Below are 15,619 nucleotides of genomic sequence, written 5' to 3' on the forward strand. Positions count from 1 at the left end.
CGGGAGGGTTACTTTACGACGATCGCCAGGACGTCGCGGGCGGACAGCACGAGGTACTCGGTGCCGCCGGTCTTGACTTCGGTTCCACCGTACTTGGAGTAGATAACGACGTCGCCAACGGCTACGTCAACGGGAACGCGGTTGCCATCTTCGAAGCGGCCGGGGCCGACTGCAACAACTTCGCCTTCCTGCGGCTTTTCCTGCGCGGAGTCCGGGATGACCAGGCCGGAAGCCGTGGTCTGCTCGGCTTCGAGCGGGCGGACAACAATACGATCCTCAAGAGGCTTAATAGAGACCGACACTCGGACCTCTCCTTTACGTCAGCAAATTTGTGGACTGGAAAGCTCTCCCGCCTGGCTGGCAAACCGTCGTCGCGGTGCCGGCAGCAGCCTGGCTGGCAGCTCTTCATGTGTTAGCACCCTCCTAGGGAGAGTGCTAATAGAGACTCTATGTAAGGGTTAGCACTCGGTCAAGGTGAGTGCCAGCATTTCGTCATGGGCGGACAGCGTGGCTGTACATTTGAGCGGTGCGGGCAGCCATCTACCTGATTCTTGCGAACCTCTTCTGGGCGGGCAACTTCGTGGTGGGCCAGGCCGCCGTGAAAACCATGGAACCGCTCCAGCTGACGTTTTGGCGCTGGGCCCTGGCCGCCGTGCCGCTCCTGGTCCTGGCGCAGGCCGTCGAGCGGCCCGACTGGAGGGCAGTGCTGCGCCACTGGCGGGTGCTGCTGCTCCTGAGCGTGCTGGGCATGAGCGGCTACACGCTGCTGCTGTACAGCGCACTGCAGCACACCTCAGCCCTCAACGCTTCCCTGGTGACAGCCGCCAACCCCGCGCTGATCGTGGTGCTCTCGGTGGTGCTGCTGCGGGAGCGGCCACGTCCGCTGGGGTGGGCAGGCATCGGGCTGGGCCTGGCCGGGGTGCTGCTGGTCCTCTCAGGCGGAGATGTGGAACGGCTGCTGACCTTCTCGCTCGGCGCGGGTGAACTCCTGATCGTCGCGGCCATCACCGTCTGGGCCCTGTATACGATCATCGCCCGGCGGCTGTCCCTGCCGGCCATCACGGCCACAGCGGTGCAGGTGGCAATGGCTGCGCTGGTCCTCGCCCCGGTGGCGCTGGCTGCCGGCGCCGGACTCCCGGCCACGGCATCGGGCAACTGGTCGCTGGCGTACATCGCCGTGTTCCCGTCGCTGGGGTCCTACCTGCTGTGGAACCTGGCGCTGAAGCGGACGTCAGCGGCCAACGCCGGAAACTACCTCAACCTGATCGCGGTCTTCACAGCGGTGATCACGGTGCTGCTGGGCCAGCCCATTACGGTCCCGCAGGTCCTGGGCGGCGTCCTGGTGATCTCCGGCGTCCTCCTGACCGGCGCCGGCCGGGCCCCTCAGCCGGTCAGCCCGTCGAATCCCACGTCCTCGCCGGCGTCGGCCTCCGGGTTGCCCTGGTTCCGCCGGCGGTAGAGCAGGAACCCGGCGGCCGCGGCGGTCAGCAGGGACACCACCAGCAGGATGATGCCGACGGCCCGGGCGCCGGCATAGAGGCCCCGGATGTCCCGGGCTTCCTGCGTGTCATCGGAGATGTTGTTGCCGCCCACCGAGTACACGGTGGCGTTGAAGGTGTCGAGGAAAAAGATGATGACCAGCAGCGCGATGCAGACTACTGCCACCACCGCCGCGGCAATCAGGGCGGGGCGGGCAAATCCAACACGTCCCGCCGCAGGCCGGTTCGCTCCGGGCCCCGGGACCTCTGTATTTTCCGCCATGCCGTCAACACTATCGGCATGGGTTCATCAGTGGAGGCCGGATTCCGGGTCTCCGGGCAGCGAGCCGCAGGGGCCGCCGTCCTCGTTGCTGGCGCGGGCCACGGGGCGTCCGTCAAAATCCATCATGGCCGGGGCGTACCAGCGGCCCACGTGGGTGGCCGAGGCCGGCATGTAGTGGGAGATGAAGGAACGGCGCCACTGGCTGCTGGTCCGGTTGGCATCCGAGCCGTGGACCACGCTGCCGTTGAACAGCAGCACGTCCCCGGGCGCCAGGGAAAGCTTGACCGGCTCGTGGCCCTCCGGCGGCTGCACACGCTCCTTGGTGAAGCTTTCCGCTGGGTCCGACGAATCGGGGCAGACCACCTCCATGTCCTGCGTTCCGGGGCACAGCTGCAGTCCGCCGTTCTCCGGCGTGGAGGGGTCGATGGCCAGCCACGCCGCCAGGCAGGACTGGGGTTTGATCTTCAGGAAGTAGTTGTCCTGGTGAAAGGCCTGCCCGCGGGCACCCGGCGGCTTGAAGTAGTACATGGACTGCACGGCGATCGGCTCGTCCGCCATCAGCTGGGTGAGCACCAACTTCACCCGTGGATCGAGGAGCCGTTGTTTGCTGCCTGCGTCAAACAGGTGCGGGTGGAACATCCTCGGGTAGCGGGCCAGCGGATCCGTGCCGGGCTGCGGCGCCCAATGCCCCTCGATGGGCTCGCCGGTTTCTGCGAGCGCGTCGAAGTGCTTGGCGCAGTCCGCCGCTTCGGCGGCGCTGAACAGTCCCCTGGCCACCGTAAATCCGGTGTGGTGATAGGCGTTGACCTGGTCCTGCGTCAGCCGGTAGGCGGGTGTTTCTACGTGCATTCTTCTCATCCTCTGCAATTGGGTGGGCTTCCATCATCGAATCCCACGCTGCGGTCCGGCATGGCAAGGCCTCTCATCTGAATGGATTTTCTTATCCTTGAGTTATGGCCTTTCCTGATCTGCTGCACTGGCGCGCCTCCGGTTCCTTCCGCAACATCCCCATGCCGCCGGTCCGTCGCGTGGATCCCGGGGACTACCTGCTGGTCTGGGTCATCGAGGGCACCATCCACGGCGACCTGGCCGGGGAACCCTTCACCGCAGGGCGCGGCAGGGTCCTGATGTTCCCGCCGTCGGTCCCGCATTCCTATGCGGCGCCGCGAACAGGCGACTGGCACTGGCTGTGGGTGCACTTTGCCGGTTCCGCGGCCGCGGCGGTCCACGAGGAGTTCACTGCAGCGGGCGTGCCACTGGCCCTGACCGACGACCAGGGCATGTACCGGAAGTTCATGGCGGTCCTTACCCACGCCCAGCAGAGCCCGGCACCGCAGGAGTCCCGGGCCCTCAGCGGCGAACTCCTGGGGCTCCTTGGCACCCTCCTCGACCGGTGCGCGCCGCAGGCGAAACGGTCCGCCGGGGAACCGAGGCTGGAGGCCCTTTTCGGCTGGATCGCCGAGAACCTGAACCGTCCGCTTCCGCTCAGCGAATTGTGTGCCGTGGCCACCTACTCGCCGGCGCAGCTGCACCGGTTGTTCATCGCCGCTGTGGGGCTGAGCCCGCAGGCCTACGTAGCCCGGGTCAGGCACTCCACAGCCGCGGACCTGCTGGCCCTGACCTCGATGGCCGTGGCGGACGTGGCGGCGGCCGTGGGCTACGCCGACCCGCTGTACTTTTCCCGGCGGTTCAAGGCGTGGTCCGGGCTGTCCCCTTCGGCCTTCCGCGCCGGCCGGATTCAGGGGCCGGGCAGCGGCGCCCCCTCGGGACCGCCGCAGGATTTCAACTAGGCTGGAACGCATGCCCCCAGCACCCCAGGACCAGATCGCGCCCTTGCTCACCGCCGAAGGCTGGGAGCTCCTTGCGTCCCTGGGCCCCTACCGGGACGAGGAGTCCTTTGCGCTTAACGCCGCCCTCCGAAAGGCCGGCCACTCCCCCGCCCTCGTCTCTGCGGTCCTCACCCAGTCCCGGCTGCGCACCAAGGCCGAAGCCAAGTTCGGGGAGTTCGCGTCCCGGATGCTGTTCACCCAGGCGGGACTTGAGCAGGCCACCCGCCTGAGTGTTGCCGCCCGCCACGCCCAGCGGTTTGCGGCTGCCGGCATCAGCCATGTGGCGGACCTGGGCTGCGGCCTGGCCGCGGATTCGCTGGCGCTTGCCTCCATGGACATCAACGTCACGGCAGTGGAAATGGACGAGACCACTGCGGCCTGCGCCACCGTGAACCTCATCCCCTTCCCCAACGCCACGGTGGTCCACGCCGACGCCACGTCCGTTCCGCTGGACGGGGTCGACGGCGTCTGGCTGGATCCCGCACGCCGGGTCACCTCCACCTCGGGCACCAAACGCATCTGGGATCCCGAAGCCTTCTCCCCGCCGCTGTCTTTCGTCGAAGCCCTGGCTGCCTCCGGCCGCGCGGTGGGGGTGAAGATGGGGCCGGGCATGCCGCACGAGTCGGTACCTGCCGGCTGCGAGGCACAGTGGGTGTCGGTGGGCGGCGACGTCACCGAGGTGGCGCTCTGGTTCAACGCGGTCCGGCGCCCGGACATCCGGCGTGCCGCCCTGGTGCTCAGCCCGCACGGTGCAGCGGAATTGACCAGCGGCCAGGACTTTGGTGCGGGTCCGGTACCTGCGGTGGGCCCAGTCGAGGGCTACCTGTACGAACCGGATGGTGCGGTGATCCGCGCAGGCCTGGTGGCCGACGTCGCCCTTCAGCTGGGCGGGCACCTGGTGGACGAGCACATCGCTTACATCTGCGCACCCACACTGGTGGACACGCCCTTCGCCCGGGCGTACAAAGTCCGGCAGGTGATGCCGTACAACGTCAAGGCGCTTAAAGCGTGGGTGAAGCAGGAACGCATCACCGTGCTGGACATCAAGAAGCGCGGCACCGCCGTGACGCCCGAGGAACTCCGCAAACAGCTGCTGCCCGCCGGCAAGTCGCATTCCGCCAAAAAGGGCGGCGGGAAGACCGCCACCCTGGTCCTGACGCGCATCGGCGAGGACCGGGTGGCGGTAGTGGTGGAGCCGGTCTGAGCTCCAGCACAGCAGGGACTATTGCGCCCTCATGAAGTCTTCAGCGGCCCGGACCTGCTCAGCGGTGGGCCGGGTTCCGGTGTAGAGCACAAATTGTTCCAGCGCCTGGATGGTGGCCACCTCGGCCCCCGTAATCACAGGTTTCCCGGCCGCACGTGCCGCCTTGATCAATGGTGTCTCGGCTGGCAGCGCCACCACGTCGAACACCATCCGGGCGGCGTCAATGGCCGTGGCGGGGAACGCCAGCGCGTCCGCGTCCGGGCCGCCTGCCATGCCCAGCGGCGTGACGTTGATGATCAGGTCCGCTGAACCGGCGTCGAGCTCCGGCCGCCAGGCGAAACCGTACTGGCCGGCGAGCGCCCGGCCCGTGGCTTCATTCCGGGCGATGACCGTAACGTCCGTGAAGCCGGCGTCCCGGAGGGCTGCCACCGTGGCTTTGGCCATGCCGCCGGCGCCCTGGACCAGGACAGACCAGTCCGTGGGGACGGCGTTGCTGGCCAGCAGCTGCTCAATGGCGGTGTAGTCGGTGTTGTAGGCCTTGAGATGGCCATCCGTGTTCACGATCGTGTTGACGGATTCGATCGCCGTGGCGGAATCGTCCATCTCGTCCACCAGCGCCATCACGTCCTCCTTGAACGGCATGGACACCGCGCAGCCCCGGATGCCCAGCCCGCGTACGCCGGCGATGGCCTGCTCCAGGTTGGTGGGGGCAAACGCCTTGTAGATCCAGTTCAGCCCCAACTGCCCGTACAGGTGGTTGTGGAAGCGCGTCCCGTTGTTGCTGGGCCGTGCGGAGAGCGAGATGCAGAGGGTCATGTCTTTATTCAGAATGGGCACCCTTCATTAAAACGCCTTCGCGCACGTTCCCGGGGTCAGGGCGCGCAGCCCGTTCCGAGCGGGAAGCTGCCGACGGCGGCCGGGAGCTTCCCGGGCGCGGCCGCCTTTCCGGCCAGCACTGCTGCCAGCGCGTCGAAAGCGCCGTCGGATCGGCCGTAGACGGCCAGTTTCACGGGTGCGGCGGATTCCTGCAGCGGCCAGGGTGCGTCCAGGGCCACGGCAATGTCCCCACCGGCCGGGCGGCCGCCATAGCCGATCAGGTTCACCACCGGCCCGGAGCCCACGGCGAGCCCGGCGCGGGCGGCGGCGGCCGCAAAACGTTCCCGGTCGCCGGGACCGCCGCCGGTCACCTGGACGCCACCCGGCACCAGCGGCCCTGTGCAGGGCCCGGACAGGACCGTCACCGCGGCCGCCGAGACCTTGGCGGAGAGTGCCGCACCGCTGCCGGGCGCAGCGCCTTGCGGGGCTCCGGTCCGGCCGCGCCACGTCATCATGGTGGCCACCCGCGTTGCAGCCTCGTCCAGCCGCTCCGCGGAGAGCTCGCCGGATGCGACGGCCCGGACAATGGCGGCATGGGCCTGATCCACGTCGGCCGGCATCAGCAGCAGGTCGGCGCCTGCGGCCAGGGCCTTAACGGCAGCGGCGCCGGACGGGTACTGCTTGTTCACCGCTTCCATGTTCAGGGCGTCCGTGACGGCCACGCCATTGAAGCCCAGGCCGCGCAGCGCCTGGTACGTGGGGGCGGAGAGCGACGCCGGAACGCCGGGTTCCAGCGCTGGAACCGCAATGTGCCCGGTCATGATCATCGGCGCGCCGCCGGCTACGGCCGCCTGGAACGGTTTCCAGTCCCGGCCGCGGAGTTCCTCAACGGTGGCGGGCTGCACGGGCAGGCTGAGGTGCGAATCGGCTGTCACGGAGCCGTGGCCCGGGAAATGCTTGGCAACGGGCAGGATCCCCGCGCCCAGCATGCCGTGGGAGAACGCGGCCCCCAGGGCAGCGGCAGCGTCCGGATCCGAGGACATGGACCGGGCACCGATGGTGGGGTCCTTGGGCCCGATGGTCACGTCGGTGTCCGGCGCGAAGTCAACGGTGAACCCGAGCGGTGCCAGTTCAGCGGCCAGCCCGCCGCCGGCTTCGCGGGCCAGCGGTTCGCTGCCGGCGGCCCCGAAGCTCATCGGCGCCGGCCATTCAGTCAGGGGCAGGCCCAGCCGCGCCACCACTCCGCCTTCCTGGTCCACACCGATCAGGCCCGGCCATGGATCCCCGTCCGCCCTGGTCGCGGTGGCGAGCTGTTGGTTGGCGGCGGTCATCGCGGCGGGATCAACCTGCCCCTGCGGCCCCTTGGGCACGTTGTCGCCCATGATGATGGCCCCGGAGAGGTGCAGCCGTTCAATAACGGCGGCGTGCGCGGCAGCGTCGGTGCCCTTAAAGAACGGCAGCAGCACCTGGCCGGCCTTCTGGCCGGTGTCCATGGCGGCCACCGCTGCCGCGGCGGCGTCCTGGTCGCGCTGCTCGGGGCCCCACCCCAAGGCCCGGGAACCGGGATCAGGTGCCGGGGGCGCGGTGGTGGGGACCGGCGTCGTACTTGGCGACGGGGCGGCCGCAGCTGTGGAACCGGACGGGGATTCCGACGGCGTCGCAGGCGGCGGCGTGGCGGTGCACGAGGTGAGGGCAAGGGCCGCTGCCGCCGCGAGGAAGGGGAGGGTTTTGGAAAGTCGTTGAGGCAGGCGCTGGAACATAACCATCAGTACGATGCTACCCCTGCACTAGACTTGGACCACCCGTTCGCCTGCCAGCCATTGCCTGTCAGCGGCGCGAGCCAGCGGCAAACCGGACAGTAAGGAAACGCGTGCAGATCGACTTCGCACAATCGAGGCAATCAACCCTTGGTGTGGAATGGGAACTGGCCCTGGTGGACGGTGAAACGGGCGAGCTGGCCTCCGTGGCCAACCAGGTGCTCCGTGGCGTGGCCGCGCGCCACCCGGAGCTCAACGAAGACGATGAACACCCACACATCAAGCAGGAACTGCTGCTGAACACCGTGGAGCTGGTCACCGGCATCTGTGAAACCGCTGCCGAAGCCAAGGAGGACCTCAGCCGGTCCCTCGCTGCTGTGCGCGAAATCACGGACCCCATGGGTGTGGAGCTGTTCTGCGCCGGCAGCCACCCGTTCAGCCCGCCCCAGCTGCAGCCTGTCACGGACAAGGCCAGGTACGCGAAGCTGATCGACAGGACCCAGTGGTGGGGCCGGCAGATGGTCATCTACGGTGTCCACGTCCACGTGGGCCTGGACCGCCGGGAAAAAGCGCTGCCGGTGCTTGATGGCCTGGTCAACTACTTCCCGCATTTCCAGGCGTTGTCCGCGTCCAGCCCCTTCTGGGGCGGCGAGGACACCGGGTATGCCTCGCACCGGGCGTTGATGTTCCAGCAGCTTCCCACCGCCGGCCTGCCGTTCCAGTTCTCCTCCTGGGCCGACTACGAGTCCTATGTGCAGGACATGTTCACCACCGGGGTGATCGACACCCTGTCCGAGATCCGCTGGGACATCCGGCCGGTCCCCAACCTGGGCACCATCGAGATGCGGATCTGCGACGGCCTGGCCACACTCGAGGAAGTGGGCGCCATCGCTGCCCTCACCCAGTGCCTGGTGGACGAGTTCTCCACCACCCTGGACAGCGGCGGCACCATCCCCACCATGCCGCCGTGGCACATCCAGGAGAACAAATGGCGGGCGGCCCGGTACGGGATGGAGGCGATCATCATCCTGGACGCCGCCGGCAAGGAGCAGCTGGTCACGGACCACCTGCTGGAGACCCTGAACCGGTTGGAGCCGGTGGCCGCCAAGCTGGGCTGCGCCGATGAACTGGCCGACGTGGAAAAGATCATCAACCGCGGCGCCGGCTACCAGCGGCAGCGCCGGGTCGCCGCAGAAAACAGCGGGAACCTCCAGGCCGTGGTGCTGGACCTGGTCAAGCAGATGCGGAACGGCCCCACGGCCTAACAGCCCGACCTCCGCCCCGTCCCCGCTTTCCCCCTGTTTCCCCCGTCCCCGCTTTCCCCCTGTCCCCGTCCCCGTTGCGCTATCACTTATGGTCCCCAAACCGGTGGTTTGGGGACCATAAGTGATAGCGCAACGGGGGGTTTTAGGGGGGGGTCAGGCCGGGAGTGAGACCGCTGTGACCGGGAGGGAGGAGTCCGGGGCGAAGGCGATCCCGCTGGGCTCCTTGCCGGCCATCACCAGCTGCGCTCCCAGGGCAGCCACCATGGCCCCGTTGTCGGTGCACAGCCCCAGCGGCGGCACGTGCAGCCGGATCCCGGCGGACGTGCAGCGCTGGCCCGTCAGTTCGCGAAGCCGGGAGTTGGCAGCGACGCCGCCGCCCAGCAGCACGTCCTTGATCCCGTGCTCCCGGCAGGCCAGGACCGCCTTGGCGGACACCACGTCCACCACCGCCTCCTGGAAGGCTGCGGCGATGTCCGCCACCGGCACCTCCTCGCCGCGAGCCTCGAACTGCTCCACGCAGCGGGCCACTGCTGTCTTAAGCCCGCTGAAGGACCAGTCGTAGCGGTGCTTGCCGGGCTCTTCGGCGGTTCCCATGTATTTAGGCTGGCTCAGGCCCCGGGGAAACCTGATGGCGGCACGGTTGCCGGTGCGGGCCACGGCGTCGATGGCCGGCCCGCCGGGGTAGCCCAGCCCCAGGATGCGGGCCACTTTGTCGTAGGCTTCCCCGGCGGCGTCGTCGATGGTGGAGCCCAGGAGGACCACGTCATCGGTGATGCTGTTGATCTTCAGGATTTCGGTATGCCCGCCGGAAACCAGCAGCGCGCCAAGGTTGGCCGGCAGCTCCGGGGCGCGCCCGTCCCCGTCCGGCGCCAGGAGCCCCACCCCCACGTGCGCCACCAGGTGGTTGATCGCGTAGAGGGGCTTGCCGGTGGCGACGGCCAGGGCCTTCGCGGCGCACACGCCCACCATCAGGGCACCTGCCAGCCCAGGCCCGGCGGTGACGGCGATGGCATCCACCTCGTCCAGCCGCACACCGGCGTCGGACAATGCCGCGTCCAGGGTGGGAATGAAGGCGTCCAGGTGCGCCCGGGACGCAATTTCAGGAATAACACCGCCGAACCGGACGTGCTCGTCCATGGACGAGGAGACGGTGTTGGTCAGCAGGGTGGTTCCCCGCACGATGCCAACCCCCGTTTCGTCGCAGGAGGATTCGATCCCCAGCACCAGTGGCTGTGTCCGGTTCATTGCTGGCCTGCTTCCGTGGTTCCGCTGCCGCCGTCGAGCTGCAGCCTCATGATGAGGGCGTCGACGCCGTCGCGGTAATAGCGCTGTCGGATATGGATCTGTTCGAAGCCGAAACGGACGTACAGTGCCTGCGCCCGGGGATTGTCCGCCCTGACCTCCAGGAGCACGTCGGCTGCCCGCCGCGCCCGGGCTTCGTCGATCAGGAGGGTCAGGAGGGTACTGCCGATGCCGCGGCCTTCCTGTTCGGGCACGACGGCGATGGTCTGGACGTCCGCGATGGGCTCGATGCACATCAGGCCGGCGTAGCCCACGATCCCGGCAGCGTCCTCCGCCACCAGGTAGTGCCGGGTATCCGGCTGGGACAGTTCGGAAAGGAACATGTGCAGCGGCCAGGCGTCCACCGGGAAAAGCCGCTGCTCCAGCGCGTTGACGGCGGCGACGTCGTCAAGGGTCATGGGCCGGAGGGTGATGCCCTCGAGGCGGGCGGGTCCGTCGGCGGTCACAGGGCACGCTTGCGGGGTCCGGGTACCTGTGCGTCGGATTCGCGCAGGTACAGGGGGGTGGAGTCGGGCAGGGTTCCGCCGGACGCGAGCCGGGCCAGCGCAAACTGGCCCAGGTACAGGGCATCGGGCTGCTCCCGGACGAAGGCCGGGTCAGCGCGGAGCACATCGGCGTACAGCCCGGCGCCTGCGCCAAAGGCCGGCAGGTCTGGAAGGTCAGCAGCGAAACCGACGTGCGGACCGTCCACCAGTTCGGGCAGCTGCCCGGGTGCCAGGGTGTACCGGGCCCAGTACACCTCTTTACGCCGGGCGTCGGTGGCCACCAGGAATTCCGGAACGGCTGCGGTGGACTCCGCCACTTCCAGGGCCACCGCGTCCAGGCTCATGAGTCCGTGCAGCGGCTTGCCCCAGACGTAGGCCAGGGTGCGGGCCGTGGCGATGCCGGAGCGCAGGCCCGTGAACGGCCCGGGGCCCACACCCACCACCAGGGCATCGATGTCCGTTCCCGCAACACCGGCAGTGGCCAGCATGTCCTGGATGCCCGGGGCCAGCACTTCGGCGTGGCTGCGGGTGTCCTCGGTGGCGAAACCGGCCACCATGCCCTCGAGCGCGTCATCCGACACCAGGGCGGCGCTGGCCACGGCGGAGGTGTCAATGGCGAGGATCAGCATGCGGATCTCCTTCGGGAAGGGCAAGGTCCGGGGCAGCTGGCCAGCGCGGACCGTACCCCCGCAGCACAATGGTGCGGGGTTCGTCTGTTTCGTCGGTATCAAAGTCCAGGAAGCCGGCGCCCTGCTCCGTTGGGGTCTCCTGGGCCGGTAAACCGGCGGCCGCTCCAGCGGTGGCAGCGCCGGCCAGGCCGATGGCCCGGTGCAGGTCGATCTCGAGCCGGCTGTTGCTCAGGTGCTCCACCCGGTCACGGCCCCACTCCACTACAGTGACGGCGGAATCCAGCGTGTTCTCCAGGTCGATATCATCAATCTCCGCGGCCGACCCGAGCCGGTAAGCATCCACGTGGACCAGGTCCGGTCCGCCGGGCCGGGGACCGTCGGCGAGGTTGGGATGGATGCGGACCAGCACAAAGGTGGGCGAAATGACGCCGGCCCGGACCCCCAGACCCTCGGCCAGGCCCTGCGTGAACGTGGTTTTGCCGGCACCCAGCTCGCCGGAGAGCACCAGCAGGTCCCCGGCGTCGAGGACCACCGCCAGCCTGGCCGCGAGCGCATGGGTCAGCTCCGCCGTCGTCGCCTGGACCGTGAGCTCCCAGGCGGGCTGGCCGGACCCGCTCACGCGGCGCCCTCCGCACCATCATCGGGCTCATTAATAAAACGGCGCGGGACGCGCGGGCTGATCCTGGTGACAATCTCGTAGTTGATGGTCCCGGCGGCGCGGGCCCAGTCGTCAGCTGTGGGACCGCCGTCGGCCCCGTCGCCGAACAGGACCGCCTCGGCTCCGGACAGGCCGGCCTCCGCCCCGGAGGCCCCACCCAGGTCGATGACCATCTGGTCCATGGCGATCCGCCCCACCACGGGGTAGGTGGTGCCGGCAATCCGGACCGGGCCGCCCGTTGCCACGCGCGGCACACCATCGGCATAGCCGAGCGGGATGAGGCCCAGCGTTGTGTCGGCGGCAGTGCGGTAGTTCAGGCCGTAGGACACGCCCTGCCCGGCCGGAACCTGCTTGCACTGCGACACCACGGTGCGCAGCGTCATGGCCGGGCGCAGGCCGAGTTCCGCGGCAGTGAGGTCCTCGAACGGGGACAGGCCGTAGATGCCCAGGCCCACCCGGACCAGGTCGAAATGGGTGTCGGGCCGGGACAGCGTGGCGGGGGTGTTGGCCAGGTGGCGCACCTCGGGATCCACCCCGGCGTCCTCCGCCACGGCCAGTACTTCCTTGAACAGGGCCAGCTGCTGGTCCGTCTCTGGCCGGTCCGGCTCGTCCGCCACGGCGAGGTGCGAAAAGATGCCCACCACGCGGAGCAGGCCCTGGTCCTGGTATTCCATGGCTTCGCCCACCAGCGTGTCCCAGGTGCCGGTGGTGGCGCCGTTCCGGCCCAGGCCGGTGTCCACTTTCAGGTGGATCCGGGCGGGGCGTTCCTGCTCGCGGGCGGCAGCGACGATGCGGTCCAGTTCCCAGCCCGAGCAGCCGATGTCGACGCCGGCGGCAACGGCCGCACCGAAGTTGCTTTCCGTGGTGTGCAGCCAGGCCAGGAGCGGGGCGTCGATACCCGCCGCGCGGAGGGACAGTGCCTCGGAGATATGGGCAACCCCCAACCAGGCGGCGCCGGCCTCGAGTGCGGCCCGGGCCACGGGGACGGCGCCATGGCCGTAGGCATCGGCTTTGACCACGGCCATCACTTTGGCCGGCGAGGCTGCCGCGGCAAGCCGGCGGACGTTGTGCCGGACGGCGGCCAGGTCAATGACGGCTGACCTCTCGTTGCGGGGATCCTGTCCGGGGTCAGTGCTGGTGGGGCCGGGTGCTGCGGGGTAAGTCACCCTAGTGATTCTAGTGCTGGCGCTACCGGCCGGATAATCGCCGCCCTGCCGCGGGTTCAGGCGTCCGAGAGGTGCGCAATGGTGGCTGAGGCCCGGCGCTGGGCCGTGGGCGGGACGTCCTGGATGATCTCGGACAGGAAACCGAAGCGCCGCAGCCACTGGCTGGTCTGCCGTTCCGGCCGGGCGTTGGCGCGTTTCCACCAGTCGGCAATGTCGCCCCAGCCCGGCGCGGCCAGCGAGCCGCCCACTTCCTGCACCGACAGGGCTGCGCACAGGTTGGCGAACCGGAGCCGGTTGCCCAACGGCCACCCCGCCAGGCTGCCCACAATAAACGCAGCATCGAAGCAGTCGCCGGCGCCGGTGGGGTCCAGTGCCTTGACGGGCAGCGAGGGCACCCACTCCTCCTCCCCCGTTTCGGAGTCCACCGCCATGGCTCCCTGCTGGCCGAGGGTCACAACGGCGACGGGCACCCGGTCGGCCAGCGCATAGAGGGCGGACCATGGGTTGTCCTTCCCGGTCAGGGCCATGGCCTCGCGCTGGTTGGGCAGGAACCCGTGGAAGTACTTCAGGTTCTCCAGCCGGATTGGCGCCCATTCACCGCTGGGGTCCCAGCCGGTGTCACCGAACAGCTTCACGCCTGCCTGGTGCGCGGCCACGGCCCACGGTTCCACCTCAACGCCCACCTCGGCGATGCCCGCGAGCGCCGGCGGCGGGTCCCCGATCAGCTCCGAGGAAGTCACCGGTGCCGGATGCCCGTGGGTCACCAGGGAACGGTCCTTCTGCACGCAGAGGGATACCGTCACCGGCGAGTGCCAGCCCTTTACCCGCCTGGACAAGCTGAGGTCCACCTGTTCCTGGTCCGCGAGGATCTTCCAGTTGAAGTCGCCGTAGCCGTCGTCGCCGAACGCTGCCGCCAGCCCGGTCCGGAGCCCCAGCCGGGCCGCTGCGATGGCCTGGTTGGCCACGCCGCCCGGGCAGCTGCCCATCCCTTCGCTCCAGATTTCGGTGCCCGCTTCGGGTTCGCTGGGCAGTCCGGTGAAAATGATGTCCTGGAAAACTGTGCCGGCGAGCAGCAGGTCGAACCCCGGTCCGGTCCGCGCGCGGACGGCGCCCAGGGGGTCGAAAAGGCGTGCCGGGATCGCGTCCATGTCCGGCACGATACGCCACGCCGCTTCCCACCGATAGGGGCGCGCGGGCGGCAGGCCTAGACTCGGACCCATGCGGCTACTCATTGTGGGCGGCGGGGGTTTCCGCGTCCCCCTCATCTACCGGGCCTTGACGTCCGGCGGCTACGGCGGCCTGGTCTCGAGTCTGGTGTTGTACGACGTCGATCCGCACCGCCTCGACGCCGTCGCCGCAGTGCTGGCCGGCATGCCGCCCGGACCGGGTGCCCGGCTGGCCGTCCGCTGCAGCACCAGCCTGCCCGAGGCACTGGATGGTGTGGACATGGTCTTCGCGGCCATCCGCCCGGGCGGGACCAGCGGCCGGGTCCTTGACGAGAAGGTGGCGGCAGGCCTGGGCCTGCTGGGTCAGGAAACCACAGGCGCCGGCGGCATCTCGTACGCCCTGCGCACCATCCCGCGGATGCTGGAGCTGGCGGCGCTGATGAAGCAGCGCTGCCCGGCCGCGTGGCTGATCAACTTCACCAACCCGGCCGGCATGGTCACGGAAGCCCTGCGCCCGGTGCTGGGCCACAAGGTCATCGGGATCTGCGACTCGGCCGGCGGCCTGGTGCTGCGGGCGGCACGGGCTGCGGGTACACCACTGGCGGCTGGAAGCCTGGCCGGGGTGGGCTACCACGGGCTGAACCATCTGGGCTGGCTGTACCGGCTGGCACCCGGCGGAACGGATGTTCTCCCGACCCTGCTCGAGGACCGGGAAGCATTGCAAAGCTTCGAGGAAGGCCGGCTGTTCCCGCAGGCGTTCCTGGCCGGCCTGGGTGCCATTCCCAACGAGTACCTGTACTACTACTACCGGCACGACGCCGCCCGCCTGGCCATCGTCGCAAGGGCGCGGACCCGGGGCGAGGACATCCACCGGCAGCAGCAGGACCTGTACCCGCAACTGGCTGTCGCCGGGCCGGATGCGTTCCGCCTCTGGGAGGCTGCCCGTCTCGCCCGGGAGGAAGGCTACCTGGCTGAGGCCCGGTCGGACGGCGAGCGCCGGGACGAAGAAGGCCTGGCCGGTGGCGGCTACGAGCAAGTGGCGCTGGCCGCCATGCGCGCTCTGACCGGCGGTGGCGACACCCAGCTGATCCTGAACACGGTCAACACGGTGCCGCCCGTGTCCGGCACAGCCCGGTCCCGGGTGGGCCAACCCGACCAGCTGGGCCACCCGGCCACCCCCGCCCCCGCTGACCCGGCCCCCGCGGAAGCCGCCATTCCCGGTTTGCCCGCGGACGCCGTCGTCGAACTCCCCTGCACGGTCAGCGCCCAAGGTGCGGTGCCGCTGCCCCAGGCGGCGCCACCGGAACCACGCCTGAAGCTGCTCCGGGAGGTCAAGGACGTGGAGCGGTTCACGGTCCGGGCCGCGACGCACGGGGACCGGGAAGCCGCCCTCGCCGCGTTCGCGCATCATCCGCTGGTGGCCTCCGCCGACCTCGCGGCCAGGCTCCTGACCGGGTACGAGCAGGCCTTCCCCGACCTCGGGAAGATGTGGCGGGGCAGCGGGCGTTAAGTTGGGAGTAGTGTTTTACCGAATGCGCACTGCAGCCTCGCCCGGCACTTGCGCCGGCGGCCGGAAGGAGA

At 69.2% G+C, this 15,619-nt stretch carries 16 protein-coding genes; 5 read left to right on the forward strand and 11 right to left on the reverse strand.

Translation table 11 applies throughout. The features are described from left to right. Positions 1-8: 8 nt before the first annotated feature. The gene (gene groES, locus ACRB8A_RS13410) at positions 9-302 is read right to left on the reverse strand and encodes a co-chaperone GroES (RefSeq protein WP_003805290.1); all 294 of its coding nucleotides are present in this window, start codon (positions 300-302) and stop codon (positions 9-11) included. Positions 303-526: 224 nt separating this feature from the next. Here groES and ACRB8A_RS13415 point away from each other — a divergent pair, with 224 nt between their 5' ends. Then, positions 527-1,459, forward strand: a complete 933-nt coding sequence (locus ACRB8A_RS13415) for a DMT family transporter (RefSeq protein WP_285240671.1) — start codon at positions 527-529, stop codon at positions 1,457-1,459. On the opposite strand, the gene ACRB8A_RS13420 is transcribed toward ACRB8A_RS13415, so the two are convergent. Continuing rightward, complete coding sequence (locus ACRB8A_RS13420; RefSeq protein WP_157370894.1) at positions 1,384-1,761, reverse strand: glycosyltransferase 87 family protein; 378 nt, start codon at positions 1,759-1,761, stop codon at positions 1,384-1,386. The genes ACRB8A_RS13415 and ACRB8A_RS13420 overlap by 76 nt on opposite strands. Positions 1,762-1,788: 27 nt before the next feature. Beyond that, entirely contained in the window at positions 1,789-2,610 is an 822-nt protein-coding gene (locus tag ACRB8A_RS13425; protein ID WP_432244859.1) for a phytanoyl-CoA dioxygenase family protein, read from the reverse strand. Positions 2,611-2,714: 104 nt separating this feature from the next. Between ACRB8A_RS13425 and ACRB8A_RS13430 the strand changes: the two genes are divergently transcribed. Further along, complete coding sequence (locus tag ACRB8A_RS13430; protein WP_432244860.1) at positions 2,715-3,551, forward strand: AraC family transcriptional regulator; 837 nt, start codon at positions 2,715-2,717, stop codon at positions 3,549-3,551. Between the two features lie 10 nt (positions 3,552-3,561). Beyond that, a complete protein-coding gene (locus tag ACRB8A_RS13435) occupies positions 3,562-4,794 on the forward strand; it encodes a THUMP-like domain-containing protein (RefSeq protein ID WP_432244861.1) in 1,233 nt (410 codons plus the stop codon). 18 nt (positions 4,795-4,812) lie between these two features. On the opposite strand, the gene ACRB8A_RS13440 is transcribed toward ACRB8A_RS13435, so the two are convergent. Both ACRB8A_RS13440 and ACRB8A_RS13445 read right to left on the reverse strand, forming a co-directional pair. Then, entirely contained in the window at positions 4,813-5,631 is an 819-nt protein-coding gene (locus ACRB8A_RS13440) for a shikimate 5-dehydrogenase (RefSeq protein WP_268760262.1), read from the reverse strand. A gap of 35 nt (positions 5,632-5,666) precedes the next feature. Continuing rightward, positions 5,667-7,103, reverse strand: coding sequence for a glycoside hydrolase family 3 N-terminal domain-containing protein (locus tag ACRB8A_RS13445; protein ID WP_432246042.1), 1,437 nt, complete (start codon positions 7,101-7,103; stop codon positions 5,667-5,669). A gap of 377 nt (positions 7,104-7,480) precedes the next feature. Between ACRB8A_RS13445 and ACRB8A_RS13450 the strand changes: the two genes are divergently transcribed. Next, a complete protein-coding gene (locus ACRB8A_RS13450) occupies positions 7,481-8,632 on the forward strand; it encodes a glutamate--cysteine ligase (RefSeq protein WP_050685774.1) in 1,152 nt (383 codons plus the stop codon). 153 nt (positions 8,633-8,785) lie between these two features. Here the strand turns inward: ACRB8A_RS13450 and tsaD are convergent, their stop codons facing one another. From tsaD to ACRB8A_RS13480, 6 genes are read right to left on the reverse strand one after another with little or no spacing between them, the layout of a single operon-like run. After that, positions 8,786-9,877: a tRNA (adenosine(37)-N6)-threonylcarbamoyltransferase complex transferase subunit TsaD gene (gene tsaD / locus ACRB8A_RS13455; protein WP_432244862.1), complete on the reverse strand. Its 1,092-nt coding sequence runs from the start codon at positions 9,875-9,877 to the stop codon at positions 8,786-8,788. Then, positions 9,874-10,332: a ribosomal protein S18-alanine N-acetyltransferase gene (gene rimI, locus ACRB8A_RS13460; RefSeq protein WP_432246043.1), complete on the reverse strand. Its 459-nt coding sequence runs from the start codon at positions 10,330-10,332 to the stop codon at positions 9,874-9,876. The genes tsaD and rimI overlap by 4 nt, the downstream gene beginning before the upstream one ends. Positions 10,333-10,376: 44 nt before the next feature. After that, positions 10,377-11,048, reverse strand: coding sequence for a tRNA (adenosine(37)-N6)-threonylcarbamoyltransferase complex dimerization subunit type 1 TsaB (gene tsaB / locus ACRB8A_RS13465; protein WP_050685770.1), 672 nt, complete (start codon positions 11,046-11,048; stop codon positions 10,377-10,379). Next, a complete protein-coding gene (tsaE, locus tag ACRB8A_RS13470; RefSeq protein WP_432244863.1) occupies positions 11,029-11,667 on the reverse strand; it encodes a tRNA (adenosine(37)-N6)-threonylcarbamoyltransferase complex ATPase subunit type 1 TsaE in 639 nt (212 codons plus the stop codon). Before tsaE ends, tsaB begins: the two co-directional genes overlap by 20 nt. Continuing rightward, a complete protein-coding gene (gene alr, locus ACRB8A_RS13475; RefSeq protein ID WP_050685766.1) occupies positions 11,664-12,872 on the reverse strand; it encodes an alanine racemase in 1,209 nt (402 codons plus the stop codon). Before alr ends, tsaE begins: the two co-directional genes overlap by 4 nt. A gap of 56 nt (positions 12,873-12,928) precedes the next feature. Beyond that, entirely contained in the window at positions 12,929-14,020 is a 1,092-nt protein-coding gene (locus ACRB8A_RS13480) for a PfkB family carbohydrate kinase (protein ID WP_056597023.1), read from the reverse strand. Positions 14,021-14,090: 70 nt separating this feature from the next. Here ACRB8A_RS13480 and ACRB8A_RS13485 point away from each other — a divergent pair, with 70 nt between their 5' ends. Next, positions 14,091-15,548, forward strand: a complete 1,458-nt coding sequence (locus ACRB8A_RS13485) for a 6-phospho-beta-glucosidase (protein ID WP_432244864.1) — start codon at positions 14,091-14,093, stop codon at positions 15,546-15,548. The last annotated feature ends 71 nt before the right edge of the window (positions 15,549-15,619 follow it).

Origin of the sequence: Arthrobacter sp. G.S.26, assembly GCF_050847375.1 — a bacterium.
In the GTDB taxonomy this organism is placed as follows: domain Bacteria; phylum Actinomycetota; class Actinomycetes; order Actinomycetales; family Micrococcaceae; genus Arthrobacter.

Excerpts from the sequence above, each read along its gene's own strand:
- ACRB8A_RS13420 (WP_157370894.1), bottom strand. The coding sequence starts at position 1,761 with ATGGCGGAAAATACAGAGGTCCCGGGGCCCGGAGCGAACCGGCCTGCG.
- ACRB8A_RS13425 (WP_432244859.1), bottom strand. The coding sequence starts at position 2,610 with ATGCACGTAGAAACACCCGCCTACCGGCTGACGCAGGACCAGGTCAAC.
- ACRB8A_RS13430 (WP_432244860.1), top strand. The coding sequence starts at position 2,715 with ATGGCCTTTCCTGATCTGCTGCACTGGCGCGCCTCCGGTTCCTTCCGC.
- ACRB8A_RS13435 (WP_432244861.1), top strand. The coding sequence starts at position 3,562 with ATGCCCCCAGCACCCCAGGACCAGATCGCGCCCTTGCTCACCGCCGAA.
- ACRB8A_RS13445 (WP_432246042.1), bottom strand. The coding sequence starts at position 7,103 with ATGGACACCGGCCAGAAGGCCGGCCAGGTGCTGCTGCCGTTCTTTAAG.
- tsaD (WP_432244862.1), bottom strand. The coding sequence starts at position 9,877 with ATGAACCGGACACAGCCACTGGTGCTGGGGATCGAATCCTCCTGCGAC.
- rimI (WP_432246043.1), bottom strand. The coding sequence starts at position 10,332 with ATGACCCTTGACGACGTCGCCGCCGTCAACGCGCTGGAGCAGCGGCTT.
- tsaB (WP_050685770.1), bottom strand. The coding sequence starts at position 11,048 with ATGCTGATCCTCGCCATTGACACCTCCGCCGTGGCCAGCGCCGCCCTG.
- ACRB8A_RS13480 (WP_056597023.1), bottom strand. The coding sequence starts at position 14,020 with ATGGACGCGATCCCGGCACGCCTTTTCGACCCCCTGGGCGCCGTCCGC.
- ACRB8A_RS13485 (WP_432244864.1), top strand. The coding sequence starts at position 14,091 with ATGCGGCTACTCATTGTGGGCGGCGGGGGTTTCCGCGTCCCCCTCATC.